At 61.0% G+C, this 24939-nt stretch carries 27 protein-coding genes and 1 other RNA gene; 11 read left to right on the top strand and 17 right to left on the bottom strand.

Annotation, left to right across the window (positions count from 1 at the left end; genetic code table 11):
• Positions 1-115 precede the first annotated feature (115 nt).
• The 3 genes from K3J57_RS01955 (at position 116) to K3J57_RS01945 (ending at position 2174) form a co-directional block, all read left to right on the top strand.
• The gene (locus tag K3J57_RS01955) at positions 116-340 is read left to right on the top strand and encodes a DUF1127 domain-containing protein (RefSeq protein WP_254449675.1); all 225 of its coding nucleotides are present in this window, start codon (positions 116-118) and stop codon (positions 338-340) included.
• A gap of 265 nt (positions 341-605) precedes the next feature.
• Positions 606-1340 carry a Bax inhibitor-1/YccA family protein gene (locus K3J57_RS01950; protein ID WP_259773956.1) on the top strand — a complete coding sequence of 245 codons (735 nt, stop codon included), beginning with the start codon at positions 606-608 and terminating at the stop codon, positions 1338-1340.
• 114 nt (positions 1341-1454) lie between these two features.
• Positions 1455-2174: an SGNH/GDSL hydrolase family protein gene (locus K3J57_RS01945; RefSeq protein ID WP_259793654.1), complete on the top strand. Its 720-nt coding sequence runs from the start codon at positions 1455-1457 to the stop codon at positions 2172-2174.
• Positions 2175-2275: 101 nt separating this feature from the next.
• On the opposite strand, the gene K3J57_RS01940 is transcribed toward K3J57_RS01945, so the two are convergent.
• The 7 genes from K3J57_RS01940 to gatC all read right to left on the bottom strand — a co-directional run bounded on the left by K3J57_RS01940 (position 2276) and on the right by gatC (position 6857).
• Entirely contained in the window at positions 2276-2524 is a 249-nt protein-coding gene (locus K3J57_RS01940; protein WP_259786147.1) for a hypothetical protein, read from the bottom strand.
• A gap of 89 nt (positions 2525-2613) precedes the next feature.
• Positions 2614-2781 (bottom strand): 50S ribosomal protein L33, encoded by a 168-nt coding sequence (gene rpmG, locus K3J57_RS01935; protein WP_012179442.1) that lies wholly within the window; start codon positions 2779-2781, stop codon positions 2614-2616.
• 300 nt (positions 2782-3081) lie between these two features.
• Positions 3082-3472: RNase P RNA component class A (rnpB, locus tag K3J57_RS01930), an RNA gene on the bottom strand.
• Between the two features lie 119 nt (positions 3473-3591).
• Positions 3592-4266 (bottom strand): N-acetylmuramoyl-L-alanine amidase, encoded by a 675-nt coding sequence (locus K3J57_RS01925; RefSeq protein WP_259793651.1) that lies wholly within the window; start codon positions 4264-4266, stop codon positions 3592-3594.
• Between the two features lie 10 nt (positions 4267-4276).
• Positions 4277-5038, bottom strand: a complete 762-nt coding sequence (locus K3J57_RS01920) for a hypothetical protein (RefSeq protein WP_259793647.1) — start codon at positions 5036-5038, stop codon at positions 4277-4279.
• A gap of 44 nt (positions 5039-5082) precedes the next feature.
• Positions 5083-6570, bottom strand: a complete 1488-nt coding sequence (gene gatA, locus K3J57_RS01915) for an Asp-tRNA(Asn)/Glu-tRNA(Gln) amidotransferase subunit GatA (protein WP_259793637.1) — start codon at positions 6568-6570, stop codon at positions 5083-5085.
• Positions 6570-6857 (bottom strand): Asp-tRNA(Asn)/Glu-tRNA(Gln) amidotransferase subunit GatC, encoded by a 288-nt coding sequence (gene gatC, locus K3J57_RS01910; RefSeq protein ID WP_055188129.1) that lies wholly within the window; start codon positions 6855-6857, stop codon positions 6570-6572. The genes gatA and gatC overlap by 1 nt, the downstream gene beginning before the upstream one ends.
• Before the next feature lie 205 nt (positions 6858-7062).
• Between gatC and K3J57_RS01905 the strand changes: the two genes are divergently transcribed.
• Both K3J57_RS01905 and K3J57_RS01900 read left to right on the top strand, forming a co-directional pair.
• Positions 7063-7755 (top strand): metal-dependent hydrolase, encoded by a 693-nt coding sequence (locus K3J57_RS01905; protein WP_259786144.1) that lies wholly within the window; start codon positions 7063-7065, stop codon positions 7753-7755.
• Positions 7752-8096: a hypothetical protein gene (locus tag K3J57_RS01900; protein ID WP_259793631.1), complete on the top strand. Its 345-nt coding sequence runs from the start codon at positions 7752-7754 to the stop codon at positions 8094-8096. The genes K3J57_RS01905 and K3J57_RS01900 overlap by 4 nt, the downstream gene beginning before the upstream one ends.
• Positions 8097-8360: 264 nt before the next feature.
• Here K3J57_RS01900 and K3J57_RS01895 read toward each other — a convergent pair whose 3' ends face one another.
• Both K3J57_RS01895 and K3J57_RS01890 read right to left on the bottom strand, forming a co-directional pair.
• On the bottom strand, positions 8361-9278 hold the full coding sequence (locus tag K3J57_RS01895) for an AEC family transporter (RefSeq protein WP_259796856.1): 918 nt from the start codon (positions 9276-9278) through the stop codon (positions 8361-8363).
• 1 nt (position 9279) lies between these two features.
• The gene (locus tag K3J57_RS01890) at positions 9280-9735 is read right to left on the bottom strand and encodes a nucleoside deaminase (RefSeq protein ID WP_173485763.1); all 456 of its coding nucleotides are present in this window, start codon (positions 9733-9735) and stop codon (positions 9280-9282) included.
• Between the two features lie 111 nt (positions 9736-9846).
• On the opposite strand from K3J57_RS01890, the gene K3J57_RS01885 reads away from it, so the two are divergent.
• Positions 9847-10866, top strand: a complete 1020-nt coding sequence (locus tag K3J57_RS01885; protein ID WP_259796854.1) for a pseudouridine synthase — start codon at positions 9847-9849, stop codon at positions 10864-10866.
• Between the two features lie 155 nt (positions 10867-11021).
• Here K3J57_RS01885 and xseA read toward each other — a convergent pair whose 3' ends face one another.
• Positions 11022-12644 (bottom strand): exodeoxyribonuclease VII large subunit, encoded by a 1623-nt coding sequence (gene xseA, locus K3J57_RS01880; RefSeq protein WP_259793625.1) that lies wholly within the window; start codon positions 12642-12644, stop codon positions 11022-11024.
• Positions 12645-13023: 379 nt separating this feature from the next.
• On the opposite strand from xseA, the gene purD reads away from it, so the two are divergent.
• Positions 13024-14286 carry a phosphoribosylamine--glycine ligase gene (gene purD / locus K3J57_RS01875; protein ID WP_259796852.1) on the top strand — a complete coding sequence of 421 codons (1263 nt, stop codon included), beginning with the start codon at positions 13024-13026 and terminating at the stop codon, positions 14284-14286.
• Between the two features lie 367 nt (positions 14287-14653).
• Here the strand turns inward: purD and K3J57_RS01870 are convergent, their stop codons facing one another.
• Entirely contained in the window at positions 14654-16003 is a 1350-nt protein-coding gene (locus tag K3J57_RS01870) for an aminotransferase-like domain-containing protein (protein ID WP_259796850.1), read from the bottom strand.
• A gap of 119 nt (positions 16004-16122) precedes the next feature.
• On the opposite strand from K3J57_RS01870, the gene K3J57_RS01865 reads away from it, so the two are divergent.
• Genes K3J57_RS01865 through K3J57_RS01855 form a run of 3 tightly spaced genes read left to right on the top strand, consistent with a single transcriptional unit; the run spans position 16123 to position 18929 of the window.
• Positions 16123-16815: a serine O-acetyltransferase gene (locus K3J57_RS01865; protein WP_259793593.1), complete on the top strand. Its 693-nt coding sequence runs from the start codon at positions 16123-16125 to the stop codon at positions 16813-16815.
• Positions 16805-17728 (top strand): PLP-dependent cysteine synthase family protein, encoded by a 924-nt coding sequence (locus K3J57_RS01860; RefSeq protein WP_259793592.1) that lies wholly within the window; start codon positions 16805-16807, stop codon positions 17726-17728. The genes K3J57_RS01865 and K3J57_RS01860 overlap by 11 nt, the downstream gene beginning before the upstream one ends.
• Entirely contained in the window at positions 17721-18929 is a 1209-nt protein-coding gene (locus K3J57_RS01855; RefSeq protein WP_259793589.1) for an MFS transporter, read from the top strand. The genes K3J57_RS01860 and K3J57_RS01855 overlap by 8 nt, the downstream gene beginning before the upstream one ends.
• Before the next feature lie 128 nt (positions 18930-19057).
• On the opposite strand, the gene K3J57_RS01850 is transcribed toward K3J57_RS01855, so the two are convergent.
• Together K3J57_RS01850 and K3J57_RS01845 are read right to left on the bottom strand one after the other, a co-directional pair.
• On the bottom strand, positions 19058-19861 hold the full coding sequence (locus tag K3J57_RS01850) for a VCBS repeat-containing protein (RefSeq protein WP_259796847.1): 804 nt from the start codon (positions 19859-19861) through the stop codon (positions 19058-19060).
• Positions 19861-20184, bottom strand: a complete 324-nt coding sequence (locus tag K3J57_RS01845; protein ID WP_055188107.1) for a 2Fe-2S iron-sulfur cluster-binding protein — start codon at positions 20182-20184, stop codon at positions 19861-19863. The genes K3J57_RS01850 and K3J57_RS01845 overlap by 1 nt, the downstream gene beginning before the upstream one ends.
• A gap of 336 nt (positions 20185-20520) precedes the next feature.
• On the opposite strand from K3J57_RS01845, the gene K3J57_RS01840 reads away from it, so the two are divergent.
• A complete protein-coding gene (locus K3J57_RS01840) occupies positions 20521-21063 on the top strand; it encodes a peptidoglycan-binding domain-containing protein (protein WP_259793580.1) in 543 nt (180 codons plus the stop codon).
• A gap of 185 nt (positions 21064-21248) precedes the next feature.
• Here the strand turns inward: K3J57_RS01840 and K3J57_RS01835 are convergent, their stop codons facing one another.
• The 4 genes from K3J57_RS01835 to K3J57_RS01820 form a co-directional block, all read right to left on the bottom strand.
• Positions 21249-21599: a hypothetical protein gene (locus K3J57_RS01835; RefSeq protein WP_173485771.1), complete on the bottom strand. Its 351-nt coding sequence runs from the start codon at positions 21597-21599 to the stop codon at positions 21249-21251.
• Between the two features lie 98 nt (positions 21600-21697).
• Positions 21698-22570 carry a 50S ribosomal protein L11 methyltransferase gene (locus tag K3J57_RS01830; RefSeq protein ID WP_259773938.1) on the bottom strand — a complete coding sequence of 291 codons (873 nt, stop codon included), beginning with the start codon at positions 22568-22570 and terminating at the stop codon, positions 21698-21700.
• Between the two features lie 322 nt (positions 22571-22892).
• Positions 22893-23543 carry a peptide-methionine (S)-S-oxide reductase MsrA gene (msrA, locus tag K3J57_RS01825; RefSeq protein ID WP_259796844.1) on the bottom strand — a complete coding sequence of 217 codons (651 nt, stop codon included), beginning with the start codon at positions 23541-23543 and terminating at the stop codon, positions 22893-22895.
• Between the two features lie 33 nt (positions 23544-23576).
• Positions 23577-24812 carry an MFS transporter gene (locus tag K3J57_RS01820; RefSeq protein ID WP_055188098.1) on the bottom strand — a complete coding sequence of 412 codons (1236 nt, stop codon included), beginning with the start codon at positions 24810-24812 and terminating at the stop codon, positions 23577-23579.
• Positions 24813-24939: the final 127 nt, after the last annotated feature.

Raw genomic sequence — 24939 nt, 5'->3', positions numbered from 1 at the left:
TTGATATCTCACACCACAAACATTCGTTTTTATTATCGAACAGAATAAGTCATAACAATCACGAAATGTGATGCTAGCGGGTCGAATGATCCGTTTCAAGAAAGGAGTAGAAAAGATGACCGCTTTTGTTCAAACCCACACCTGCCCTTCAACCTCCGACCGTAAAGGGTTCTTTTCGGCTCTGCGCTGGATGACCCACGCCCTGCAGATCCGCCGTGAACGCCAGCTGCTGTCGGAAATGAGCGCAAACCGGCTGGAAGATATCGGCGTAACCCGCGATCAGGCGCTGAATGAGGCGCAAAAGCCGATCTGGGACGTTCCCGCACATTGGGTGTGCTAAAGCGTTTCGACCTTCACCTGACACAGGGAAAAGTCGAAACGCGGTAAGTGCCATCAATGTTGTGGGCGCTTCGGAACAACCATGTGTTCCAGGTTACTCCCGAAACGCTTTAAACCTGTGACATGTTGCAGGGGCGGATGGGTCCCTGAAATTAACACAGTAAAGACCAACCAATCCCCTTGAAAACCCAGCCGCCCTTGCCGATATTAAAGCCAAGGGCGGTTTTCATTTGGGGACCGCCAACAAGTGTTTTGTGGAGGCAAATATGGCTGAATTTGAAACGATCCGCACGGGCGTAGGCTCGCGTGCCGAGATCGACGCGGGGCTGCGCGCCCATATGAACAAGGTGTATGGCACCATGTCGGTAGGTCTGTTGCTGACCGCCGGTGTGGCGTGGGCTGTCGGGTCAAACGACGCTCTGCTGTCGATTTTCCGCGATCCGATGACCCTGTCGCCGAACATCCTGGGCTGGATCGTGATGTTCGCACCGCTGATCATGGTGTTCGCCTTTGGTGCGGCCATCAACCGCCTGTCAGCAGCCGGGGCCCAGACCTTCTTCTACCTGTTTTCGGCCGTGATGGGCCTGTCGATGGCATGGATCTTTGCCGCCTTCACCGGCATCTCCATCGCCCAGACCTTCCTGGTTACCGCGATCGCGTTCGCGGGTCTGAGCCTGTATGGCTACACCACCAAGCGTGACCTTGGACCGATGGGCACGTTCCTGATGATGGGTCTGATCGGCATCATCATCGCCTCGATCGTGAATATCTTCATCGGCTCGTCGATGATCCATTTCGCCGTGTCGGTGATCGGTGTTCTGATCTTTGCAGGCCTCACCGCCTATGACACCCAGAAGATCAAGACCGACTATCTGGCCCACGCCCATGCGATGGACAGCGAGTGGCTGGCAAAATCCGCCATCATGGGCGCGCTGAGCCTCTATCTCGACTTCATCAACCTGTTCATGTTCCTGCTGCAATTCCTCGGCAATCGCGAATGATATTGCAGCGGTCCGAACGGGCCGGATGACAGAATGAAGAAAGGGGCCGGTCACCGAGATCGGCCCCTTTTTTTCGCCCCCATGCGTGGCCCAGACCAGTCACGACATGCGGCAATGAGGTATAGACGCGTGCACAGGTTCATCGAAAACACCGCCAAACTCCTGCTCAGCCCGCTGCTGACCTGGCAGGCGCTGAGAGTGCGCAAGTCCGCCCGGGTGCTACCTGAACCGCCCGGCCATCGGTCCGGCGTGTTCGGCCGGGGACCGGCGCTGAACCTGCTTCTGACCGGCGATTCCTCTGCGGCAGGTGTGGGGGCCCCAACCCAGCATCAGGCTCTGTCCGGGCAATTGGCCCAGGCGCTTGGCGCGTCCTACACCGTGCATTGGCACCTGATCGCCCGAACCGGAAACACCACCCGCAGCACCCTGCCGCTGCTGAAGTCGCAGACACCCGAATATGTGGATGTGGCGCTGGTGGTGCTGGGGGTCAACGACATTACAACCCAGACACCGCTGAGAAACCTGCTCAGGTGTCGCGCCGAACTATACCGCCACCTGCGCGAAGATTGGGGGGCGAAACGGGTGATTGTCGCCGGCATCCCCCCTCTGGGGGCCTTCCCCCTCCTGCCGCAACCGCTGCGATGGTTTCTTGGGCTTCAGGCACGGCGCTTTGATCGGGCGCTGGCGCAGCAGGCGGCGGAACTCAGGGTCGATTACATGCCGTTTGATGTGCCGATGACGCCAGAAATGTGGGCCGAAGACGGGTTTCACCCCGGTCCCAACACCTATCAATTGATGGGGGAACGCGTGGCCGCGCAGATCATGCATCAGTGACGAGGGGCCATTTCACCCGAATTTTCCCGGATGGAAAAGCTCCCCTTCAGACCCTTTTTATGATGTTCTGGCCTTTACCCGCGTCAGCTAAACCGACACGGTCAGCGCCCAAGCCCGCGCGCAATCCCCCAGAACAGAAAAGCCCAGAAAGCAACCGTCAGTAGGAACGCAAAGGCCAATGCCCCCCGCCCCATCTCGATCATGGGAACGCCGGTCAGAAACCCTATGAACAAAGCAGGCGCCAGAAGAAACGCGCCAAGCACCGGCACGGATTGCACCCCAGCCAGCCCCCCGAAAACCCACAGCACCGTCCCAAATACTGCACCGGCAAACGCCCAGATGCCCGCCATGAACCACCTCCGCCTTCCCAAACGGAAAGGGATCACCAAAACAAAAAAGCCGCCCCGGGGGACGGCCTCTTGCGTAGAAAGGGAAGATCTTACTTGATCTTGCCTTCCTTGTATTCCACGTGCTTGCGCGCAACGGGGTCATACTTACGCACAACCATTTTCTCGGTCATGGTGCGTGCGTTTTTCTTGGTCACGTAAAAGTGGCCGGTATCCGCAGTCGAGTTCAGGCGGATCTTGATCGTGGTCGGCTTCGCCATATCAATAGCTCCTCATCGGGCACGGGCGGGTGCCCGGGTGTATCTCTGGAACCCGCCTTTTAGCGACCACAGCGGGTGAGTCAACCACAAAGCCCGGCAAAACCGGTGAAAACACTTCTCCCTCCCATTTTCTGGTCAAAAATATCCCGGGGGAGGCTGAAAGCCGGGGGCAGAGCCCCCTTGCGCGGCGCGCAGCGGCGCAAATCCTCACAGGCTCACACCGTGAGCCAGGCCCAAGCCTGTCGACCGAAGGGAGAAAAGGCGCGGGAGGTCATGTGGCCCAAAAAGAATCGGGCAAATATACGCGGACGGCCTGTAAGCCGGATTTTGTCCAGGTGTTTCCACCCTGGATGACCATTCCTCTAGGCGACCTGTTGCCAGGGCGCTCAAGCTGCCAACCCGAATCTGCGAAGGGCCAAGGCAGCCCCGGGGTTGCCCCCTAGCGATTCCTATTTGGCATTGCTCCCGGTGGGGCTTGCCGTGCCGCTTCTGTTGCCAGTCGCGCGGTGGGCTCTTACCCCACCGTTTCACCCTGACCCCGACATGCAGGGCCGTCTTTTCTCTGTGGCGCTGTCCCTGGGGTTGCCCCCGCCGGGCGTTACCCGGCACCGTTGCCTTATGGAGTCCGGACTTTCCTCGCGTCACGCCTGGGCACGCCCTGACAGTCACCCGCGGTCATCCGGCCATCCGCGTGGGGGATGGGATAGGAACAGCGGGCGGGAGCGTCAAGCATAAAGAGGATAAGGGGCGCTGCCCCTCGCCTCTATGAGGCTCACCCCGAGGTATTTCAGGCAAGAAAAAAGGAATGGCTCAAACCGGAAGCGCGGCGAAATCTTCCGCGGAGAGCGGCCCGTTTGCCCAGGGCCGGTGGCGCAGGCGCACAGCGGCCAGAAGCGTGGCATCCTCTGTGTTGGCCGTATATCCCGCGCGGTGGGCGCAGGCGCGAAACCTGTCGGGGGTGACGTCCTGCGCCGCGAGTGTGGCCCCGGACCGGGCAGCCAGCCCGCGATGGGCAAGGCGCGCCCAGTCAAAGCGCCGCCCCGGATCCATCTTGCGCCCTGGTGCCATATCGCTATGGCCAATCACTGCCTGGGGGGAAATATCCCAACGTGCCATGACCCCGCGCAGGAGCGCCTCCAGCGCACTCATCTGTGGTTCGGAAAAGGGCGAGGCACCGTCATTGTCGAGTTCGATTCCGATCGAGCGGGAGTTGATATCCTGCACCCCGGCCCATTCCCCTGCCCCGGCATGCCAGGCGCGCATCTCTTCGGCGACCATCTGATAGATCTGCCCTTTGCGGCAGATCAGATAGTGGGCGGAGACTTCAAATTCTGGCGAGCACAGCCGATCCAGCGCGGCTTTTGCGCTGTCCATGGCTGTGTAATGCAGCACAATCAGCGACGGGTGCAGCCCATCGCGTCTTGGGCCAAAATTAGGGGAAGGATGCGGGAGGATCCGGGGGGCAGGCCCGTCGCGACCAGACATCTGGCCGCGCTCACTCAGTCGAAATGTTCAGCGTCTCACCCGTCACAAGTGTGGGCAGGGCCGGAGCCCCCGAAGGCTCCCCCGTGATCCCGGCAGCGGCCAGATCCGCGGCGCTGACCGCAGTCTGGGGGGCAGGTGCGGTGCCTTGGGCTGCGCGCACTTTGCGGAACGGTGCCGGATCCCAGCCACAGGCAAAGCCATCGCCATCCGGGTCGATACCATAGCGATCCTTTTCGGGACCGCCGGAGTTCAGGAACGCCTGCTGGGCAGCATCTGTGGACCCATAGCTTGCGCAATTGCGCTCATAGCGGCTCTGCCCACCGAGGCTGAACCGTTTATAGAGCGACTGCCCCACCTGGTTTTGGGTCGACAGCGCAAACTCGACAATGGAGACCCCCAGGCCGCGCGGGCGTGATGGCAGGGCGGTCGGTTCGATCTGCTGATATTGTGCCTGATTGGCCGCACGGCGCGCCGCGTCGCTTTCGATGGTTTCCCGGGACGAAACGGCCTGGAAGTCCTGTTCATCCGAAATCCCGGCATTGCCGGTTGCGGCTGAGGTGGGCGCATCGGGCGCAGCAGCCGGGATCGGCGCTGAGGCCTCCAGCGGCTGGCTCGAGACCGCACTGCCTTCGATCATTGCCGAAAGCGGCGCCCCTCCGTCAAACGGGCTTTTCGGCAGATGAGCCGCGCTGTCAGGCATACGTGTATCAACACAGGCGGTCAGCACCACCATGGAAACCGCGACCGAAACTGGTTTCGTGAAAATACGCATCTTGGCCGTCCTTTGCTTAGCTCATCCGTAAAACCCGTGGAGGTTTACCACCATTTCCCCGGCTTTGCCACAAAACCGGCGCGGGCTTCGACCTCATGGGCGATATTCAGCAGATCGCCCTCTTCCCACGGACGACCGATCAGCTGCAGGCCAAGCGGCAGCCCCTGAGCGTCCAGCCCGGCAGGGATCGAAATCCCCGGCAGCCCGGCCAGGTTCACGGTCACGGTGAAGACATCGTTGAGATACATCTTGACCGGGTCCGCGTCCTTCATCTCGCCCAGACCAAAGGCCGCAGAGGGCGTGGCCGGGGTCAGGATCGCGTCGACACCAGCGGCGAACACATCATCGAAGTCTTTCTTGATCAGCGCACGCACCCGGCGGGCGCGGTTGTAATAGGCGTCATAGAAACCGGCCGACAGCACATAGGTGCCAACCATCACACGGCGCTGCACCTCGGGGCCGAACCCTTCGGCGCGGGTCTTTTCATACATGTCATTGATGCCTTCGCCGCTTTCCAGCGTGGCGCGGTGACCGTATTTCACCCCGTCATAGCGCGCGAGGTTTGACGAGGCTTCGGCCGGCGCAATCACGTAATAGGCGGGCAGCGCATATTTGGTGTGCGGCAGCGAGATATCGACGATCTCGGCCCCTGCGTCACGCAGCATGTCGGCGCCTTTGGCCCAGAGCGCCTCGATCTCGTCAGGCATCCCGCCCATGCGGTATTCTTTCGGGATACCGATTTTCTTGCCTTTGATGTCGCCGGTCAGCATCGCTTCGAAATTCGGCACGGGCAGATCGGCGCTGGTCGAATCTTTCGCGTCATGGCCACACATGGCTTCCAGCATGATCGCGGCGTCGCGCACTGATTTGGTCATCGGGCCAGCCTGATCGAGCGACGAGGCAAAGGCCACCACACCCCAGCGCGAGCAGCGGCCATAGGTGGGCTTGATGCCGGTGATGCCGGTGAAGGCGGCGGGCTGGCGGATCGACCCGCCGGTGTCGGTGCCGGTGGCCGCCAGACAGAGATCCGCAGCCACGGCGGAGGCCGACCCACCGGAGGAGCCGCCCGGCGTGAGCGGCGTATCTTCGTTGCCCCGGCGCCACGGGTTCACCGCGTTGCCGTAACACGACGTTTCATTGGAGGAGCCCATGGCGAACTCGTCCATATTGAGCTTGCCCAGCATCACGGTGCCATTGTCCAGAAGGTTCTGGCTGACGGTCGATTCGTATTCCGGCGTGAACCCTTTAAGGATGTTTGACGCCGCCTGTGACGGCACACCTTTGGTGCAGAAAAGGTCCTTGATCCCCAACGGGATACCGCACATGTCCGGCGCGTCCCCGGCCTGCAGGCGTGCATCCGCAGCCTTGGCCTGCGCGCGTGCCAGATCCGGTGTGTTATGCACAAAAGCGCCCAGCGCATCCGCGCCTTCGATTGCGGTCAGGCAGGCTTCGGTCAGCTCAGCCGAGGTCAGATCGCCCTTGCGCAGGGCATCCCGGGCGTCGGCAATGGTCAGTTTGTTCAGCTCAGTCATTATTCAACCACCTTCGGCACGGCAAAGAAGCCTTCACGGGCATCTGGGGCATTGGACAGGATTTTTTCGGGCATATCGCCATCGGTCACCACATCTTCGCGGCGTTTCAGGCGCTGCGGCGTGACCGAGGTCATCGGTTCAACCCCGTCCACGTCCACTTCGTTCAGCTGTTCGATAAAGCCCAAGATGGCGTTGAAGTTTTCTGCCAGCTCCGGCAGGCGGTCTTCTTCCACCCGGATCCGGGCCAGATGCGCAACCTTGCGCGCGGTTTCGATGTCGATCGACATGGGGTGCCCCCGATGATTTCGCATGTAATGTTGTCGCCCCGTTTAGCCCGTGCAGCCCCAAGGGGCAAGCGTCAGTGAAAGACGGGGGGGCGGGTGGGGGTGCGGCAGGTTAAACAGGTGACAGGTTAAACAGGTGACAGGGCGAGATCAGGCGCTACTCTATGGGCGACGGCCCGAACCGGGCGCTTATGGAAGGACGAGACCGATGAAAATCACCTGGCTGGGACATTCCGGATTTCGGATAGAAATTGAAAATGCCGTTCTGCTGGTGGATCCATGGCTGACCGGCAACCCGATGTTTCCCGAGGACCGTCGCGCCGAGGCCCTTGCCGGCGCCACCCATGTGCTTTTGACCCATGGGCACGGGGACCACACCGGGGACACGCTGGATATCTGCCGTGAGCTGGGCATTCCCTGCGTGGGCATCTATGACCTGATGAGCTGGTGGGAAGGCAAGCACGAGATGTCCGTGGTTGGGTTCAACAAGGGCGGCACGGTTGATCTGGGCGGCGCGAAGGTGACCATGGTAAGCGCGGCGCACAGCTCGTCCATGGCCGGGGCCAACGGACCGATTTATACCGGGGCGGAAGCAGGCTATATGATCCAGGGCGAAGGCCACGTGATCTACCTGTCCGGCGACACGGATATCATGGCGGATATGGAATGGATGGGGGACCTGCACAGGCCTGATATCGGCATCCTCTGCGCCGGGGGGCATTTTACCATGGACATGACCCGCGCCGCCTATGCCGCAAAACGGTATTTCAACTTCCAAACCGTGATCCCGTGCCACTACCGCACCTTTCCCCTGCTGGAACAATCCGCAGACGCCCTGCGCGATGGCCTGCCGGGGGTTGATGTGATCGAACCCGAGGTGCTGGTGCCCATCACGCTATGATCTTCCGGTTTCTGAGAAAACTGGGCTGGAACAGATCACCGCCAGACACATCGGCTCCATATGAAGGGTATTTCCAGCTATGGATCACCGACCCCGGGCCGGATCTTACCCCCGTTGCACGGGTGGTGGCCGAAAACTGGGACAGCGAGCTGGATCAGGACTTCCTCGGGATATTTGCGCAGTTTCCGTGGCATTATCAAAGCCTTGAAGCGGGGAGCGACAGCTATAGCATCCTGCACATCCTTGCCGCAGAGGTGGAAAACGCGGGCGGGCGCACGGAAATCATCGCAGCCCCCGACGCGGACACACCCTATCCGACAAGGGCTGGAGCAGGCAGGTAAGGCATTGTGGCGTCGCGTCTGGCACCAAGCCGGCGCGGTTGGCACTTGGCCCATATCGAAAGTGCCCGCGACCTTGCACCGCGACACCTCGCAGCAAGGGGCTTTGCCCCTCGCGGCTTTGCCGCTCACCCCAGGATATTTGGACCAAGGGGAAAAGTGGATAGGGTCTTTTTTCTTGCGCAAAATACCTCGGGGTGAGACCGAAGGTCGAGGGGCAGAGCCCCTGAGCATTGGGCGCGGCAATCACCACGGGCAAGGCCCACTTCAGGGCAGAAGCCAGATCGCCATTCCCGGAAGCACCAGCATCGACAGCAGGGTCTGCCAGGTCATCACATCCGCATACAGATCGGCGTCCCCTCCCATCTGGCGGGCGACGACATAGCCGTTGGTGGCACAGGACACCCCAAAGACAAAGATCCCCGCCAAGGTCTGTTCTGCGGTCAGGCTGAACTGGGGGGCCAGCAACAGCAGCAGCCCCACCGTCAGGCCGGGGCGCAGCAGCACCCCCATGATGATGCGCAATTGGGGCACAAGCAGGCGCCGGAAGGAAATCCCCGCCCCGATGGCCAGAATACCAACCCCCAGCCCGGCCCGGCCAATCAGCTCAAGCGTATCGTCGATCGGTTTCGGGATCGCTATGCCACCAAGGTTCAACGCAAGCCCCAGCGCGCCCCCCTGCACCAATGGGTTTTTCACAATCCCAAGTGCAATTTTTTTCACCGAGGCCTTGCCCGGACCGAACCCGGCGAGGATCGCCACATTCACCACGTTCAACGGGGCCACCAGCACCGCCATGGCCAAGGCGATTAGGCCCACCCCTTCCGCTCCGAGAAACAACTCAGCCGCCGCCAGCCCGACAAAGCCGTTCCAGCGGGTGGTTGTCTGAAACAACGTGGTGAAGGCGGGGTTGGGCAGCAGGGTTTGCGGCAACAGGCGCAGCCCCAACACCCCCGCCCCTGCGAGACTGACCACGCTGATCAGCAACAGCGCAAAAGGGCCCATGCTGGCGGCCGAGAAATCCACGTTCGAAATGATCCGCAACAGGATCACCGGGATCAGCAGGCGAAAGGAAAGCGTCTCAATTGCGGGCCAGTGTTCGCGCGGGATCATCCCAAACCGAACCAGCGCATAACCGGTCAGGAGCGTGAGCAGAATGGGCAAAATTGCCAGAGCCAGATCCATCTCAATCCCGCATCTTTTGGAAAAAGGCCGTCAGCAGTGCGGCACATTCCGCTTCGGCAATCCCGTCATAGACCTCTGGCACATGATGGCACTGCGGGTGCAAAAAGATCCGCGGACCCTGCGCCACCCCCCCGGATTTCGGATCCGCCGCACCGTAATAGACACGCCTGATCCGGGCGGCGGAAATCACCGCAGCACACATCGGGCAAGGCTCCAGCGTGACAAAAAGGTCGTGTCCAGGCAGGCGTTCGGATCCCACCGTGGCGCAGGCAGAGCGGATGGCCAGCATCTCGGCATGGGCGGAAGGGTCGTTGAGTTCACGGGTCCGATTGCCAGCCCGCGCAATCACGTCACCCGTTGGGGCAACAATAACGGCCCCAACAGGCACCTCGCCACGCAGTTCTGCGGCGCGCGCCTCTTCAAGGGCGGTGTGCATATGGGATGTGAACGGGCTCATAGGGCCTTGATGCCCGTCATTTGCCCCATTGCCAAGCCCCCCACGCCCTTCCAACGGCACCTGCCGTCATTTCCATCTGGCCCTTTGTGGCCGCGCAGGCTATGGCAAGGTATGAGCAAAGAGCCGCAAAATACCCCCGCCACCCCCAAATCGGGGGATCGTATCGCCAAAGTCCTGGCCCGTGCCGGCGTGGCCAGCCGCCGTGAAGCGGAGCGCATGATCGAAGCCGGTCGGGTCAGCGTGAACGGCAAGGTCATCACCAGCCCCGCCCTGAACGTCACCGGCAAGGATCGCATCATTGTCGATGGCAAGGCACTGGCAGACCCTGAACCCGCTCGCCTCTGGCTGTATCACAAACCCACCGGGCTCGTCACAACCGCACGGGATGAAAAGGGCCGCGAAACTGTCTTCGACGCCCTGCCCGAGGACATGCCCCGGGTCATGAGCGTGGGACGCCTCGACCTCAATTCCGAAGGGTTGCTGCTCCTGACAAATGACGGTGAGATCAAGCGCAAGCTGGAACTGCCGGCAACCGGCTGGGTGCGCAAATACCGCGTGCGCGTCAAAGGGGAACCCACCGACGACATGATCGCACCGCTTCGAAAAGGCATCACCCTTGATGGGGAGCGTTTTCAGCCAATGACCGTCTCGATCGACCGGCAACAAGGCTCAAATGCCTGGCTGACCGTGGCCCTGCGCGAAGGCAAGAACCGCGAAATTCGCCGGGCAATGGAAGCGGTCGGACTGACCGTGAACCGGCTTCTGCGTGTCAGCTATGGCCCCTTTCAACTGGGCACACTGAAACAAGGCGAAGTCGAAGAAGTGCGCCGCCGCGTCCTGCGCGATCAGCTGGGTCTGGACGGAGAAAGCGAAACACGCACCCCGATGCGCCGCCGCAAAGGCAAGGCCGCTGCGCTGACCCAAAAAACCGACCGCGCCAAGGAACGCGCCGATGCGCGAAGCGGGCAATCCGCGACCAAACCGGCCTTCAAAGGCAGCGCAAAAGCCGGAGCCAGACCGGGGACCCGCCCCAAAGGCGCCCCCAGCGGCAGACCATCCGGAAAGCCTTCCGCGAAATCCACAGCAAAACCCTCGGCAAAACCCACTGCGCCGCGTGGCTCCAAACGCTGATCCCATCACCCTTAAAGGGGCTCTGCCCCTCGCCTCTTTGAGGCTCACCCCGAGGTATTTTCAGCAAGAAAAAAGGGGGCCTACCCCGCTTTTCCTCTTGCCCCAAATATCCCGGGGAAGGCGAAGCCGGGGGCAGCGCCCCCTCCCCTTTCGCGTTAAAACAGTGAGCCCTGTTCCGGGTCCACCTTGCGAGGCTTGGCCGGGGCGCTCGTTTTTTGAGACGCGGGTTTGGGCGTGGATTTGGATGGGGGTTTGGACGGCGGCTTGGCTGGTGGTTGGTCCGAGGGGGCGACATCGAGAGGGAAGCGCCCGTCGGCGAACTCGATCTCCAAAGATTTTCCCGACCGGGCAGCGGCGACACTTGTCACCAGCGCGCCCTCGGCGCGGACCACGGCATAGCCGCGCCGGAGTGTTTCGGTATAGCCGAGTGTCTGGCGCATCCGGTCCAACGTCCCCAGCCGGTCCCACTGGCGCGAGATGCTCATCTCGAAAGCGCGGGTCAGGCGGGTGGACAGTTCACTCAGCTCCCCCTGTTTGCGGGTGGTTTCCAGTTGAATGCGCCCCGCGCTCAGGCGACCGGCAACGCGTTGAAAATCGCGGCGTTTCTCAGCATTAGCCCGTGACAGGGCGGGGGTCAGGCGGGCGCCAATCTTGCGCAGCTCCTCCCCCTTGGTGAAAACCATCCCCGACAGGGATTGTGGGCGTAGCCCCGCCGCCGCCTGGGTCAGTTGCACCTTGCGGTGTTGCGTGACGGATCGGAGCGCCGCGGGCAGGTCCTTCTCTGCCCGGTCCAACCGTTGACGCGGCGCGTCCAACAGCGTCTCGGGGCGCGGCAGCGCGCGGGACAGATCGCGCAGGCGCTGGCCGCGTTGCGTCACCCCCTGTCCGATGGCGCGGGACAGGCGGGCACCCGCCTCTTCAACCCAGGCCAAAAGCTCCAGCCGCACCGGCACCGCATGTTCAGCCGCAGCCGTCGGTGTGGGCGCACGCAGGTCGGACACATAGTCGATCAGTGTTGTATCCGTTTCATGCCCCACGGCTGAGATCAGCGGGATCTGTGAGGCGCTTGCCGCCCGCGCCACCTCTTCTTCATTGAACCCCCAGAGGTCCTCGATCGAGCCACCGCCACGCGCGACGATCAGCAGATCGGGGCGGGGCAATGCGCCGCCCGGTGTCAACCGGTTGAACCCTTCGATCGCGCGGGTCACTTCGGGGGCACAGGCCGCGCCCTGCACGGCCACCGGCCAGATCAGCACCTTGCGGGGAAACCGGTCGCGCAGCCGGTGCAGGATGTCCCGGATGACAGCCCCGGACGGTGAGGTCACCACGCCGATCACTTCGGGCAGGAACGGGATTTTCTGTTTGCGCGCCTCATCGAACAACCCTTCGGCGGCCAGTTTCTTTTTGCGCTTTTCCAGCATGGCCATCAGCGCGCCTTCGCCCGCCACGACCACCTCGTCCACATTCATGTTATATTTGGACTGGGCACCAAAGGCGGTGAGTTTGCCGGTGACAATCACCTCCATCCCTTCCTCTGGCTGCACGGACAGGCGTGCGGCCTGCCCTTTCCAGGTGGTGCAGGACAGGACATTGCCGTCATCCTTGATGTCGTAATAAAGGTGCCCGGAGCGGGCTTTGAACACACGGCCCACCTCTCCTCGCACGCGAATACGCCCAAACGCCCCTTCGATGGTCTTTTTCACCGCACCCGAGATTTCGGCGACGGTATATTCAGGCGTGTTCTGACCCGGCATGGGGTCGTCGATCAGGTCGGACATGAGGGGATCCCGAGTGCGCGTAACGATGTTGTCCCGACCTTAAAGCGTTTCGGGATAAACTTGAAACAGATGTTTGTTCCGAAAGGCGCATGACAGCGATATCTCTTGCGGAGTTTCGGCGTTTCCCAGCCTCAGGCTGACGTCGAAACGCTTTGGCGCCAGATGAGGGGCCAGATGAGCGGAAAAGAAAGCGCCGCCCTGCCGGGGCGTTCCCGGTCGCGCCCAGCTCAGGCACAGGCACAGGCACAGGCACGGGCAAAGGCACAGACAGAGGCACTGGCAAAATTTTCCTCAGATGATAGCGCCGCAACAGGCTTGTTTCCATGGACGCGGCCCGCTATGCCCCAAACCATATCAGACGCGACACCAGGGGGCACAGATGAACATCCTTATTCTTGGCAGCGGCGGGCGTGAACACGCGCTGGCATGGGCGGTCAAACAGAACCCGAAATGTGACCGGCTGATCGCGGCCCCCGGCAATGCCGGGATGGCGGCGATTGCGGAATGCGCCTCGATCAATATCGAAGATGGTGGTGTGGTGGTTGAATTCGCCCAGGAAAACAGCATCGATTTCGTGATTGTCGGCCCCGAAGCGCCGCTGGCCGCCGGGGTGGCGGATCGCCTGCGCGAGGCGGGCATCAAGGTGTTTGGCCCCTCGGCGGAAGCGGCGAAGCTGGAAGCCTCGAAAAGCTTTACCAAGGAAATCTGTGACGCGGCAGGCGCCCCCACCGCGGCCTATGGCCATTTCACCGATCCGGGCTCTGCCAAGGCCTATATCCGCAAGCAGGGCGCCCCGATTGTGGTCAAGGCCGACGGGTTGGCGGCCGGCAAGGGCGTGATCGTGGCGATGACCGAAGAGGAGGCGCTGGACGCCATCGACGACATGTTCGGCGGCGCCTTTGGCGGCGCGGGCGCCGAAGTGGTGATCGAGGAGTTCATGGAAGGTGAGGAGGCCTCGTATTTCATCCTGTGCGACGGCAAAACCGCCCTGGCCGTGGGCACGGCGCAGGACCACAAACGGGTTGGCGAAGGCGACAGCGGGCCGAATACCGGCGGGATGGGCGCCTATTCACCTGCCCCGGTGCTGACCGATGAGATTGCCAACCGGGCGATGGATGAGATTGTGATCCCCACCGTGGCCGAGATGGCCAAGCGCGGCACGCCTTATCAGGGCGTTCTGTATGCCGGGCTGATGATCAAGGACGGCCAGCCGCGCCTGGTGGAATACAACGTCCGCTTTGGGGACCCGGAATGTCAGGTTTTGATGATGCGCCTTGGCGCGCAGGCGCTGGATCTGCTGCTGGCCTGTGCCGAGGAACGGCTGGAGGACGCTCAGGTCAACTGGGCGCATGATCACGCGATCACCGTTGTTTATGCGGCCAATGGCTATCCCGGATCTTACGAAAAAGGCACCGTGATCAAAGGCTTGGACAGCCTGCCCGAAGACAGCAAGAACATGGTGTTTCACGCAGGCACCACCGAGAAGGACGGCAGGATCACCGCCACGGGTGGACGTGTCCTGAACGTGACGGCCCGGGGCGACAGCCTGCAGGAGGCGCGCGACCGTGCCTATGCGATGATCGACGGGATCGACTGGCCAGAGGGCTTCTATCGGTCCGATATCGGCTGGCGTGCGCTCTGACGACCACAAGACCGTCTGGTCGTTACCGCCGCGATATTTCCGCCGTGACATCCCATGGTGGAACTCGCCCCGCGCCATCTGGTTGCGGGGCGTTTCTTTTGAGGGGGCCTCGCGGGGGCTCGGTGCTTTTGGTGGCTCACTGCGTGAGCCTGAAAAGGGGCGCTGCCCCTCGCGAGACGCGCTCGCTCACCCCGGGATATTTGGAGCAAGGGAAAGAGAAGGGGGAGGCGGCCGCCCGCTGGGCAACCTGGAGCCTTTAAAGCGTTTCGGTTTTAACCTGACACAGGGCAAAAACACTGGGCAAAACTGAAACGCTGCAAGAGATATCAATGTCGTGGGCGTTTCGGAAGAAACATGTGTGTCAAGTTTATCCCGAAACGCTTTCGCCCGGCGCATTTCCCGGCACCCTTGCGCCGAGCTGTTTCAGGGTGTCAAACCCATGCGCCAATTCTGCAATGCTGCGCACGGATGTGAGGGAGCAGCGGATGTAATTGCGCTCTGTCCGCGATGTGGCAAAATGGTCTGAGGCGACCACTTCGATGCCCGCATCCCGCGCCTTTTGTATGAACTGCCCTTCATTCTCGACCTCCAGCCAGAGATGGGTTGCCGGGTGCGCCTGAATATTGGGAAAAATCCGTCGAAGAACCGCCCAGCGCGCGCGGACGATTTGGGACTGGCGGTCGGCGATCCGCATCGCGTCTTTATTGCGGATCATCTGTGTGGTCATGATCAGGGGAAGCGGAGAGGTGAGCCAGCTTGTCAGCGCCGGGTTTGCCTGCAGGCTGCTGACAGCCGGGTGCTGCCCGGCCACGAAGCCAAAGCGCAGGGCTGGGGACAGGCATTTGGACAGGCTCGAGATCAGGATATGGCCACGGGGGAGCGCGCTGACAAAAGGCGGCATGCCGGAGTAGCTGCCATACACATCATCTTCCACAACGGTCAGGCCAAATTCCGCCACCAGCTCTGCGATCCGGGCCCGGCGGGACGCCCCCATGATGGTTCCTGTCGGGTTCTGGATATTTGGCGTGATCACCAGCGTCTTGGCCTTCACCCGTTTGCACACCGCCGCCAGATCATCTGGCCTGAGCCCCTGCTGGTCACAGGCCACCCCTTGCAATCGCAATCCCATGGACTGGGCAATGGTCCTGAGCCCGGGGAAGGTGAATTCTTCGGTCAGCAGCGTCTGACCCGGCCCCATCACATTTCCCAACACCGCCTGCAACGCGGCCTGGGCCCCGGCGGTCAGCGCAACCTCTCCGCCGGCAAGGTCATAGCCCCTCCAGGCCAGCCAGTCCCGGGCGGCATTGCAGGCCAGCCGGATCTGCTCTGGCATGGCATATCCGAACAGGTCCTTGCCCGTTTCGGCACATTCCAGCAAGAGGCGGCGCAAACTGTCATGATCAATTTCAGGTGGTGAGATCTTGCTGAGGTCAAGCATATCCCGACAGCTTGCATTGCGCGCAAACAGCTGGGCGGATTTGCTGGATGGGCTGATGAAGGTCCCTCTGCCGATTTCCCCCTGAAGGAGACCCTGCTGTGTCGCCTCTGTAAAGGCCCGCGTCACCGTCGACAGGTTCACACCAAGCGCATAGGCCAGTTGGCGCTGAGCAGGAAGCCTGTCACCTGCAAGCAATTCCCCGTTTTCAATAGATTTTTTCAGCGCCCTGACAATTGCATCATGCTTTGTCAGGTCCGTTTCCAGCTTTGGCACCCACATGATCGCCGCGCCCTCCCGTTCTACCTATTATTGTCTTGAAGACATTTATTCGGTTGACGCATACATTTCCACAGGCAAATGAGTGGCCATTAATTCTGGTTCCATCTGTGAGGAAACCCATGAACGTTGACCATTTGCTAGAGAAAACCATTCATGAGCTATTTCCAGTGGGGGACAGGGCGCCAAACAACTCACGGCTGCAGAAATCTACCTGTGAACATGCGCTGTCCGTACTCGCTGATGTATTGCCTATTCTGGCGGAAGACCTGTGTGCTTATGTGCAAAAAGATCCCTCTCTTGAGGGACAGCCCGCATTTGCCCTGGTGCCCCATTCGCCGTTTATCGCAACCCTGTGCTACCGGATCGCCCATGCGCTCTGGTCGGACGCCAAATCGGGTGAACATACCCGTGACGCCATGGCGATCAGCCATTTTGCCCGCAGCCTGACCGGCGTGGAGATCCATCCCGCGGCCACGATCGGCAAACGGTTTGTGCTGGATCATGGGACCAACACGGTGATCGGCGCCACCTGTGAGATCGGGTCGGATTGCTATATCCTCAATGGTGTCGTGCTGGGTGCACGGGGCATTGCCGGGAACGATGCGCGCAAACGCCACCCGACCATCGGCAACCGTGTCCAGATCGGAGCTTTTGCCCGGGTTTTAGGGGATGTTCACATCGGCGATGATTGCTTCATTTGCCCCTGGTCCCTGATCACCCGCGACGTTGTCCCCGATACGATCGTGAAGCCGCAGATCCCAACGGACAGCTTTTCCACACATCTACACGAGGCACCCTCTCATGTGGCCTAAGACCCCGGTTCGACAGTTTGAAAACATCATCGTCAAGATGGAAGCCCTTCAGCCTGGGGGGTCACACAAGGCGCGTGCAGCGCGGCACATCCTGCAAGAGGCCCTCACATCGGGCCAACTCACCCCTGGTGGGCCAAAGCGGATCTTGGAGAAGTCGGGGGGGAATCTGGGGGTGAGCCTCGCGTTCGAGGCGGCGCGCTATGATATCGGTGTGGATCTGGTCATCGGGCTCTCGTTTTCGCCGGTCAAACGTCTGCTCTGCCAACGGTATGGCGCCCGCCTTGTGGGGGAAGATGCGCTGCGCCTTGGCAAAAGCCCCAAAGAGGTCATCGCGCAGATGAGAGCGGAGGAACCAGACAAATGGGTCTTCACGGATCAATTCGCCAACCGGGCCAATCTGAAGGCGCATCTGGAGGAAACCGGCCCGGATTTCAGCGACCAGATTGCGCGGGTTTTGACGCCGGGACAACGGCTTATCCTTGTGAAAGGCGCCGGAACCGGGGCGAGTTTTACCGGCATTGCAGCCAGCCTGCGCGCCAATTTCAGCACGCTGTCCACCCATCTGGTGATGCCCGAGGGTTGCGACCTGGCAACAGACAGGTTTGTCGATCATCCGCTGGAAGGGTTTGCCGTGGGGGTGGTGCCGCCTTTCCTCGACCTTTCGCTGGTTGAACAGACCCAGACCATATCCCCTTCCGAGGCGCATTTCGGCCAGAGCGAAATGGCAAAAGATATCGGGTTCTTTCCGGGCATAACCAGCGGTGCCAATTACGCCGCCGCCAAACGCATCGCCAGGGCAAACCCTGACGCGCTCGTCGCAACACTTGCGTATGACAGCGGGGAATCCTACCTCGCCTCGGCGCTTCTGGCCTCAACAGAGGCGAAAAATCAGGGGGAGCGGCAAATTGCATAAAACGGCTTTCAAAAACATCACCTCCTTCTTCCCGGTCATCAGCCTTGCTCTTGGCAATGGGCTTGGCCTCAGTTCCGCCGTGATCTCGGTCACGGTTTCGGCATTGATTGCGCAAGAGATCGGCTGGACGGGCGGCCTGTCAACTGTGCCCTACGGGATCCAGTTTCTGGCCCTCTTGCTGGCCACCTACCCTTCGGCAGCATTGATGGAGCGCTTCGGGCGCAAGCCGGTCTTTGTCCTCGCCGCGTTTTCCGGTGTCATTGGTGGCGCTCTGGGCTATCTGGCTGTGATCTGGTCGGATCCCGTGCTGCTGTGCCTGTCCCATGCGTTTCTGGGGATCAACCTGGCAAATGTGAATTTCTATCGTTTTGCCGCACTTGAGGTCGCCCCGGCGGCGCGCAAGGCGCAGGCCATGTCGCTGGTGGTCTTTGGCGGAACGGCGGCCGCCCTTATCGGCCCGCTCCTGTCGCGCCAGGCTCTGTTCTCGACAAACCTCTTTGCCTCCTCTTACCTGGGCATCGCGGTGCTGTCGGTTGTGATCATTGCCCTGGTGGTGCTGACCCCCCTGCCCTGGCCGGAAACATCCCCCCGGAAGTTCCGGCTGGCAGACCTGCACGCAGCACTGCGCACCCCCAAACTGGCCTTTGGCATGGCCTGCGCCGCGACAGGGTATGGCGCGATGAACCTTCTGATGATTTCCGCATCACTGATCCTCGATGATCTGGGCTGTTTCTTTCAGGAGATCTCCGTTTCCATCCAGTGGCATGTTCTGGCCATGTTTGTCCCGTCGCTTTTCATGGGCAGGATCATTTCAGGCATTGGCGCGATGGCGGTCTGCCTGATTGGCACCCTGTTGCTTGTCGGGTCTTCGGCAGCGGCTGCCCTCTATCCATTGTCCATCCCAACCATCAAGACCACGCTGGTTCTGCTGGGGATCGGCTGGAACATGACCTATGTCGGAGGCTCGTATCTGGTGGCCCAGAACGCCCCGCGAGATCATGCGCTGTCGGTTCAGGCCGTAAATGACGTCTCGATCGGGGTCTTTGCCATGCTGGGGGCGTTCCTGCCGGGGGTCGTTATGGCCTGGATCGGATGGAGTGGTGCAAATCTGCTGGTCATCGCCAGCCTTGTGCCGATTGGAGTGGCCGCTTTTGCCCTGATCCTCTCGCAGCGGCGGACAGGGCACACGGCGACGCCATAATTCCAGATCTCAGGGATCATCCGGTAAAAGGGCACCCGACCGACGGCACGCCACGCCACGCCAAAATCCGGGGCCAAGGTCAGGGACAGTTCGGAAGAAACAGGTGCTTTTGCACGGCCCAGACGCGTTTAGCCCTGACAGGAAAGCGCCGCGTGAACCGCGCCTCGCCCTGAGAACGGTCCAAGCCGGCGGCTCTTGATCTGCCCCGCCTCGAACCGCGTCGCCATGACGTTCTGCCAGCCCGCATCCACGGTAATGATCTCCGGCCCCGCTCCGCATTCCCGAATGCCACCGGTGATGAACTCCTGCCCGATCCGATGATTGGTCAGCCCGGTTTTCGAGGCGACCTCAACAAGCCGCCCACCGCGCGCAGTTTGTTCAAGGCGCCAGATCCGCAGGGTTTTCGCGAGATGCGGCCGGTCAATATAGGCGATCTCGATATGACCATCGCCATCAAGGTCGGCCGCCCCGATGACCGCAAGCCAGCGATGCCGCTTTCCGATCGGGGCCGTTTCGGCCAGCACCACCATTTCGGAACCCATCGGATGATCCGGTGCCGCGCGTTCGCCCCAGATGCGAAGCGCCGAGCCCTTGTCGAAATAGGACACCACGGTGATCACTTCGGGTTTGCCATCCCCCGTGACATCAATCAGCCGTGGGGACGTGTCTTCATAAACACCCCCCAGAACCGCATTCCCGATCATTCGGGTGCCATCAAGCGTAAACTCAATGCCCTGATATTCGCCCCCCGGCACCACCCCGTGGCCATAGGCCGTGGTCGGGGCGCCATAGGCCGCGCCGGTGATCTCTGCCACGGCGACATCCGGGGAAAGCCCCCCTGCCACCAGCGCAAAGGCCAGCACAGCGCCGCGCGCGCAGCCGCGCCACAGACGGGCGGGCAGGCGCGGCGCGTGCCCTACCCCGTCGGTCATCAGATCTGTTTTTCCGGCAGATGCACCACCAGACCGTCCAGCGCATCGGTGACTTTCAACTGGCAGGTCAGGCGCGAACGATTGGGATCGGGCTCATAGGCGAAGTCGAGCATATCCTCTTCCATCGCGTCCTTGGCCGGCACCTTCTCGACCCAGGCTTCATCCACATAAACATGGCAGGTGGAGCAGGCACAGGCGCCGCCGCAATCCGCTTCGATACCGGGCACGTTATTGTCGCGCGCGCCTTCCATCACGGTCAGGCCAGCGGCCACATCCACGACATGCTCAGTGCCGTTATGCTCGATATAGGTGATCTTTGCCATATGGCTCTCTCCAGTTGCTGTAGCGGGTCTTTCCCAAAGCGCGCTGATGTCATCCAGAAACAGGCAAAACCCTGCGCGCGATAAAAGAGTTCAGTTTCACGGGCGGATCGGGGGGTGCCTGTTGCACAGGCTGTCCCGAACCGCTTCAATTTGCCGATATAAGCGGTGTGAGGCGCAATTTCGACCCATCAATGACAAAACCAGCGGGAAAAGTGACATCGAGGCGGCAGCATCCTTCTGCCGAGCCTGCACCCGGACAAAGAGCGGGCTACCGGCGGCGGGAAAATACCGCTAGGCTGCCCGGAAAATGGCCGCAATCAGATAAGAGCAGACCCCATGCGCCTTCTTTCCTTTCCACTCCCCATTGCCTTTCTGGGACTGGTCCTGACGGGCTGCACCTCTGTCGCACCCGAGGCGACCAAACTGCCCGAAGGCGCCATCCTGCTTGCCCCCGGTGAACGGCCGAAAGGCGGGCGGATCGGGGCCTGCTACGGCAAGGATACCACGCCCGCCGCGATCGAAACGATCACAGAAAGCAAACAGGTCGAACCCGCCGTCTTTGCCCCGGATGGCAACACGATCATTACCCCGCCACGTTATGAAACCGTCACCCGCCAGGTGATCACCGCAGGGGGGCAGACCTATTATTTCGAAGTGCCCTGCCCGCCGAGTTTCACACCCGAGTTCATTGCCTCGCTTCAGCGGGCCCTGCAGGCGCGCGGCTTTTATGACGGCCCTGTCACCAGCACGCTGGATGCCCCGACACGGGCCGCAATCCGGGCCTTTCAAAGCCCGCAGTTCAACAGTGATATTCTGACCATGGACACCGCCCGCAAGCTTGGGCTGGTGGCCTATGCCTCTCCGCCGATTTATGAGTGATCCGCAAGGGGCGGAGCATCCGAGGGTGCCCGCGCCGCCCTCAGGTCACACCCCATAAGTGTTTCGCCTTATTATTGTGCCTCAATAATAAGGCGAAACACTTTAAACAGCAAAAAGCCCCCCGACCGAACGACCGCAAGGGCTTGTCGCTTTCGGCGACTGCACACCGCATTGGTGCTGATGTGTCAAAACAGGGTGCGCATCCGGCCAGCGATCCACTGCGAAATCGGATCGGTCGCCATCACCCAGGCCCCGGCCTGCTCTATCCCGGTGCCCGCAGCCAGTTTTGCCACGCGGGTCTCGTAGGTTGTTGCGCCAAGCTGGACCATAAGAAAGGCCTTGAACACCAGAAACAGCGCCAAGGCGACCGCCAGCCCACGCAGCGGAAAACCGCGGCGCAAGCCACCACTGCGCGACGCAGGCACCAAAAGCCCGTCGCGCTCAACCAATTGCACATATCCGCGCGACATCTTGCGATGGCGCGTTTCAATATCACGCATGCGCTTGCTGAATTTCGCGTAATTTGCGTCAGCCATGTCAATATCCTCAGGTTGGCCCCCACCAACGAGATACTTCACAACCATAGCAAATTTGACCGATATTCACGAGGAAACAAACTGTTTCCGCCACAATCTCACCGCATTTTCGTTAAGGTTAGCGTGGTCCAGTCAACAATCTCATCCCGTGAAACAAGATTGAACCCGTTTTCTTGATAAACAGAGATCACCTCATCGGCTTGAGGGTTCAGGATTCCAGAGAGAATCGCATAACCACCGGGGCGAATCGCGCCTGCCATATCAGGTGCCAGACCAATCAGCGGGCCCTTTAGAATATTGGCAAAGACCAGATCAAAAGGTGCCGCATCCCGCAGTTCGGGCGCGTCAAAACCAGCCGCCTCCACACAATTGACCTTCCCGTCAAGGTCATTGGCCGTGACATTGGCCCGCGCCACGTCCACCGCAACTTCGTCGATATCCGAGGCCAGCACCGGGTTGGGCCAGATCTTGGCCGCAGCCATCCCAAGCACGGCAGTGCCACAGCCGATATCCGCCACGCTCTCGCCCACGAACCCCTTGTCTGCCAACCCGTCAAGCGCACGCAAACAGCCCAAAGTGGTGCCGTGATGCCCGGTCCCAAACGCCATAGCCGCCTCAATCAGCAGCCCGATCTTATCCGCGGGCAACTGGTCAGCATCATGGGCGCCGTATACAAAGAACCGCCCTGCCTCGACCGGGGCCAGCTCACGTTTCACATGTGCCACCCAATCGGTTTCCGGCAGTTCCGAGACGATGAAATCCTTCGCCCCATGCATGGATGCCAAAAGTGCCAACCCGGCCGCATCAGGCGCTTCGGTGAAATAGCCGCCCACTTCCCACAAACCGCTGTCATCTTCCACCTCAAACACACCAATCCCGGTCGGTTCAGGGGTAAGGGCCTCCATCGCAGCGCCCAGCGCTTCAGCGGCCTCTTGGCCAGAGAGGGTGGTAAGAGCAGTCCAGGTGGGCATGATCAGGTCTTTCGATAGGTTCGCAGGCAACAGATGCCATGGGCCTAGCCCCGGAAAGGCAGAGGGTCAAGCTTCCCCATCATCATTACCCCTTACATGATACCGCAGACAGAGACCTGCCTCGCGCCGCTCGGCCCCTTTCTGGCCTTCGGCGAGGATATTTATGGCAAGAAGAAGAGCACAACCCGTCTTTTCCTCTTGCGACAAATATCCTGGGGTGAATGCGCCAGCAGAGGGGCAAAGCCCCTTCCGAGCGAAGCGAGGCCATTGCCGAACAATGCCTTCAACCTGCACAGGTCGGCTAAGGCGCGCACTTATCCGCTCAGGCTCCGGTCCCAATTGGGCAGGTCACACCGGTGCCGCCAATCCCGCAATAGCCCCCTGGGTTCTTTGACAGGTATTGCTGGTGATAGGCTTCGGCCGGGTAAAAGGTCTCCGCCCGGGCGATTTCCGTGGTGATCGCGCCAAATCCCTGCGCGGCGAGGCGCGGGGCAAATTCCTCGGCCGAGAGGCGCGCTGCATCCAGCTGGGCATCGGTTGTTGCATAGATGGCCGAGCGGTATTGCGTCCCCGTATCATTGCCCTGCCGCATCCCCTGGGTTGGGTCGTGGTTTTCCCAAAACACTTTCAACAGCGCCTTATAGCTCGTCTTGGCTGGGTCATAGACAACACGCACCACTTCGGTGTGTCCGGTCTGGCCGGTGCAGAGTTCGTCATAGGTGGGATTGGGTGTAAATCCCCCGGCATTGCCAACCATGGTCAGCCAGACGCCGGGTTGCTGCCAGAAGATCCGCTCGACGCCCCAGTAACACCCCATGCCGAACAGGGCGACCTCGTGAGCCTCGGGCACATCCAAGGTCAAAGGACGGGCAAAAACATGATGGGTATCCCCAAAAGGCAGCGCCGTGTCGCGCCCCGGAAGAGCCATTGTTTCGTCCACCATGGTCAGTTTCTTCTGTTTGCCAAAGAGCATCGCGCATCCTCCTGTTCTGCCCCAAAGGTGGGGCTACTCTGCCGCCTTGGCAAGAGGGCCGGCGAACACGGTCTCGTGACCTTTTTCCGGGTGGCGCGGGATCAGGAGTGCAAGGGTCAGCGACACCATGGCCATACCCGCCGCCAACGCGAACACCGCCCCGGGCGAGATCACCCAGAGATAGCCCAGAAGCGCCGGCAGGAACACGGCGGCAATATGGTTGATGGTGAAGGCCACGGCTGCGGTCGGCGCAATGTCCTGCGGATCGGCGATTTTCTGGAAATAGGTCTTCAGTGCAAAAGCAAGGGCAAAGAACAGGTGATCCAGAACATACAGCCCCATGGCCAGCATCACCCCCCAGCCGAAATAATAGATCCCGCCATAGGCCAGAAACACGCCCACCAGCCCGACATATTCAAACACCAAGGCGCGGCGCTCTCCCCAGACCGAGACCGCTTTTCCCATCAAGGGGGCAAATACCATATTGGCCACATAGTTGATCAGAAAGAGCGCCGTCACCTCGTGCACTTCAAAGCCGAACCGCTCCACCATCATGAATGCCGCAAACACGACAAAGATCTGACGTCGCGCCCCCGCCATGAATTGCAGCGCGTAATAGAGCCAGTAGCGACGGCGCAGCACAAAGGTCTTGAGCTGCGGCTCGGGGCTTTCAAACCTCGGATAGGCAAACCAGCAGAAGATCGCGATGGCCAGGGTCAGGCCGCCGGACAGCATGTAAACGAAATTGTAGCTCAGCCCGAGTGTCTTCCAGGTCAGCACCAGAAACCCATAGGCCAGAAGCGATGCCCCCGACCCCACGGCGGTGATCCAGCCCAGCATCTGCGGCGCGCGTTTCTTGTCGATCCACTGCAACTGCAATGATTGCGCAATGGTCTCGTAATAATGGAACCCGACCGAGCTGAGCATGGTCACGATCAGCAGGCCCGAGAAGCTCGGGAACCAGGCGGTGATCGCCGTCGCCGCCCCCAAAAGCGCAAGCGCGCCCACCGCCAGGGTCTGCTCCCGCATGATCCATAAAAGTGCAATCACCCCAATCGCCAGAAATCCCGGGATCTCGCGCACCGTGTGCAACCAGCCGATCTCCACCCCGGTGAACCCCGCCTCACCGATCACGAAATTATTCAAGAGCGCAAGCCAGGTTGAAAACGCAAGCGGCATAGCCGCTGTCATCAGCAGAAGCAAAAAGACGGGACGGCGCCAGAATGGCAGCGCGCGCGCCGCATCGAGGGTCAGGGTGGTGTGTCTCATGACCCCGCCATACGCGCGTTTTCGGTTAGCGCCAACAGAAAAACACATTCACCAAACGCAATTTTTCTATGATATAAGTCAAAGTATCAGGCACCCCCGTCCCGTAAACTCGCCCAAACCCGCGCAA

Origin of the sequence: Aliiroseovarius crassostreae, assembly GCF_025137635.1 — a bacterium.
Lineage (GTDB): Bacteria > Pseudomonadota > Alphaproteobacteria > Rhodobacterales > Rhodobacteraceae > Aliiroseovarius > Aliiroseovarius crassostreae.
Note: the sequence above shows the minus strand (reverse complement) of the source record. Positions and strands in the feature narration are given on the sequence as shown.

Excerpts from the sequence above, each read along its gene's own strand:
- K3J57_RS01955 (WP_254449675.1), top strand. The coding sequence starts at position 116 with ATGACCGCTTTTGTTCAAACCCACACCTGCCCTTCAACCTCCGACCGT.
- K3J57_RS01950 (WP_259773956.1), top strand. The coding sequence starts at position 606 with ATGGCTGAATTTGAAACGATCCGCACGGGCGTAGGCTCGCGTGCCGAG.
- K3J57_RS01945 (WP_259793654.1), top strand. The coding sequence starts at position 1,455 with ATGAGGTATAGACGCGTGCACAGGTTCATCGAAAACACCGCCAAACTC.
- K3J57_RS01940 (WP_259786147.1), bottom strand. The coding sequence starts at position 2,524 with ATGGCGGGCATCTGGGCGTTTGCCGGTGCAGTATTTGGGACGGTGCTG.
- rpmG (WP_012179442.1), bottom strand. The coding sequence starts at position 2,781 with ATGGCGAAGCCGACCACGATCAAGATCCGCCTGAACTCGACTGCGGAT.
- K3J57_RS01925 (WP_259793651.1), bottom strand. The coding sequence starts at position 4,266 with ATGTCTGGTCGCGACGGGCCTGCCCCCCGGATCCTCCCGCATCCTTCC.
- K3J57_RS01920 (WP_259793647.1), bottom strand. The coding sequence starts at position 5,038 with ATGCGTATTTTCACGAAACCAGTTTCGGTCGCGGTTTCCATGGTGGTG.
- gatA (WP_259793637.1), bottom strand. The coding sequence starts at position 6,570 with ATGACTGAGCTGAACAAACTGACCATTGCCGACGCCCGGGATGCCCTG.
- gatC (WP_055188129.1), bottom strand. The coding sequence starts at position 6,857 with ATGTCGATCGACATCGAAACCGCGCGCAAGGTTGCGCATCTGGCCCGG.
- K3J57_RS01905 (WP_259786144.1), top strand. The coding sequence starts at position 7,063 with ATGAAAATCACCTGGCTGGGACATTCCGGATTTCGGATAGAAATTGAA.
- K3J57_RS01900 (WP_259793631.1), top strand. The coding sequence starts at position 7,752 with ATGATCTTCCGGTTTCTGAGAAAACTGGGCTGGAACAGATCACCGCCA.
- K3J57_RS01895 (WP_259796856.1), bottom strand. The coding sequence starts at position 9,278 with ATGGATCTGGCTCTGGCAATTTTGCCCATTCTGCTCACGCTCCTGACC.
- K3J57_RS01890 (WP_173485763.1), bottom strand. The coding sequence starts at position 9,735 with ATGAGCCCGTTCACATCCCATATGCACACCGCCCTTGAAGAGGCGCGC.
- K3J57_RS01885 (WP_259796854.1), top strand. The coding sequence starts at position 9,847 with ATGAGCAAAGAGCCGCAAAATACCCCCGCCACCCCCAAATCGGGGGAT.
- xseA (WP_259793625.1), bottom strand. The coding sequence starts at position 12,644 with ATGTCCGACCTGATCGACGACCCCATGCCGGGTCAGAACACGCCTGAA.
- purD (WP_259796852.1), top strand. The coding sequence starts at position 13,024 with ATGAACATCCTTATTCTTGGCAGCGGCGGGCGTGAACACGCGCTGGCA.
- K3J57_RS01870 (WP_259796850.1), bottom strand. The coding sequence starts at position 16,003 with ATGTGGGTGCCAAAGCTGGAAACGGACCTGACAAAGCATGATGCAATT.
- K3J57_RS01865 (WP_259793593.1), top strand. The coding sequence starts at position 16,123 with ATGAACGTTGACCATTTGCTAGAGAAAACCATTCATGAGCTATTTCCA.
- K3J57_RS01860 (WP_259793592.1), top strand. The coding sequence starts at position 16,805 with ATGTGGCCTAAGACCCCGGTTCGACAGTTTGAAAACATCATCGTCAAG.
- K3J57_RS01850 (WP_259796847.1), bottom strand. The coding sequence starts at position 19,861 with ATGACCGACGGGGTAGGGCACGCGCCGCGCCTGCCCGCCCGTCTGTGG.
- K3J57_RS01845 (WP_055188107.1), bottom strand. The coding sequence starts at position 20,184 with ATGGCAAAGATCACCTATATCGAGCATAACGGCACTGAGCATGTCGTG.
- K3J57_RS01840 (WP_259793580.1), top strand. The coding sequence starts at position 20,521 with ATGCGCCTTCTTTCCTTTCCACTCCCCATTGCCTTTCTGGGACTGGTC.
- K3J57_RS01835 (WP_173485771.1), bottom strand. The coding sequence starts at position 21,599 with ATGGCTGACGCAAATTACGCGAAATTCAGCAAGCGCATGCGTGATATT.
- K3J57_RS01830 (WP_259773938.1), bottom strand. The coding sequence starts at position 22,570 with ATGCCCACCTGGACTGCTCTTACCACCCTCTCTGGCCAAGAGGCCGCT.
- msrA (WP_259796844.1), bottom strand. The coding sequence starts at position 23,543 with ATGCTCTTTGGCAAACAGAAGAAACTGACCATGGTGGACGAAACAATG.
- K3J57_RS01820 (WP_055188098.1), bottom strand. The coding sequence starts at position 24,812 with ATGAGACACACCACCCTGACCCTCGATGCGGCGCGCGCGCTGCCATTC.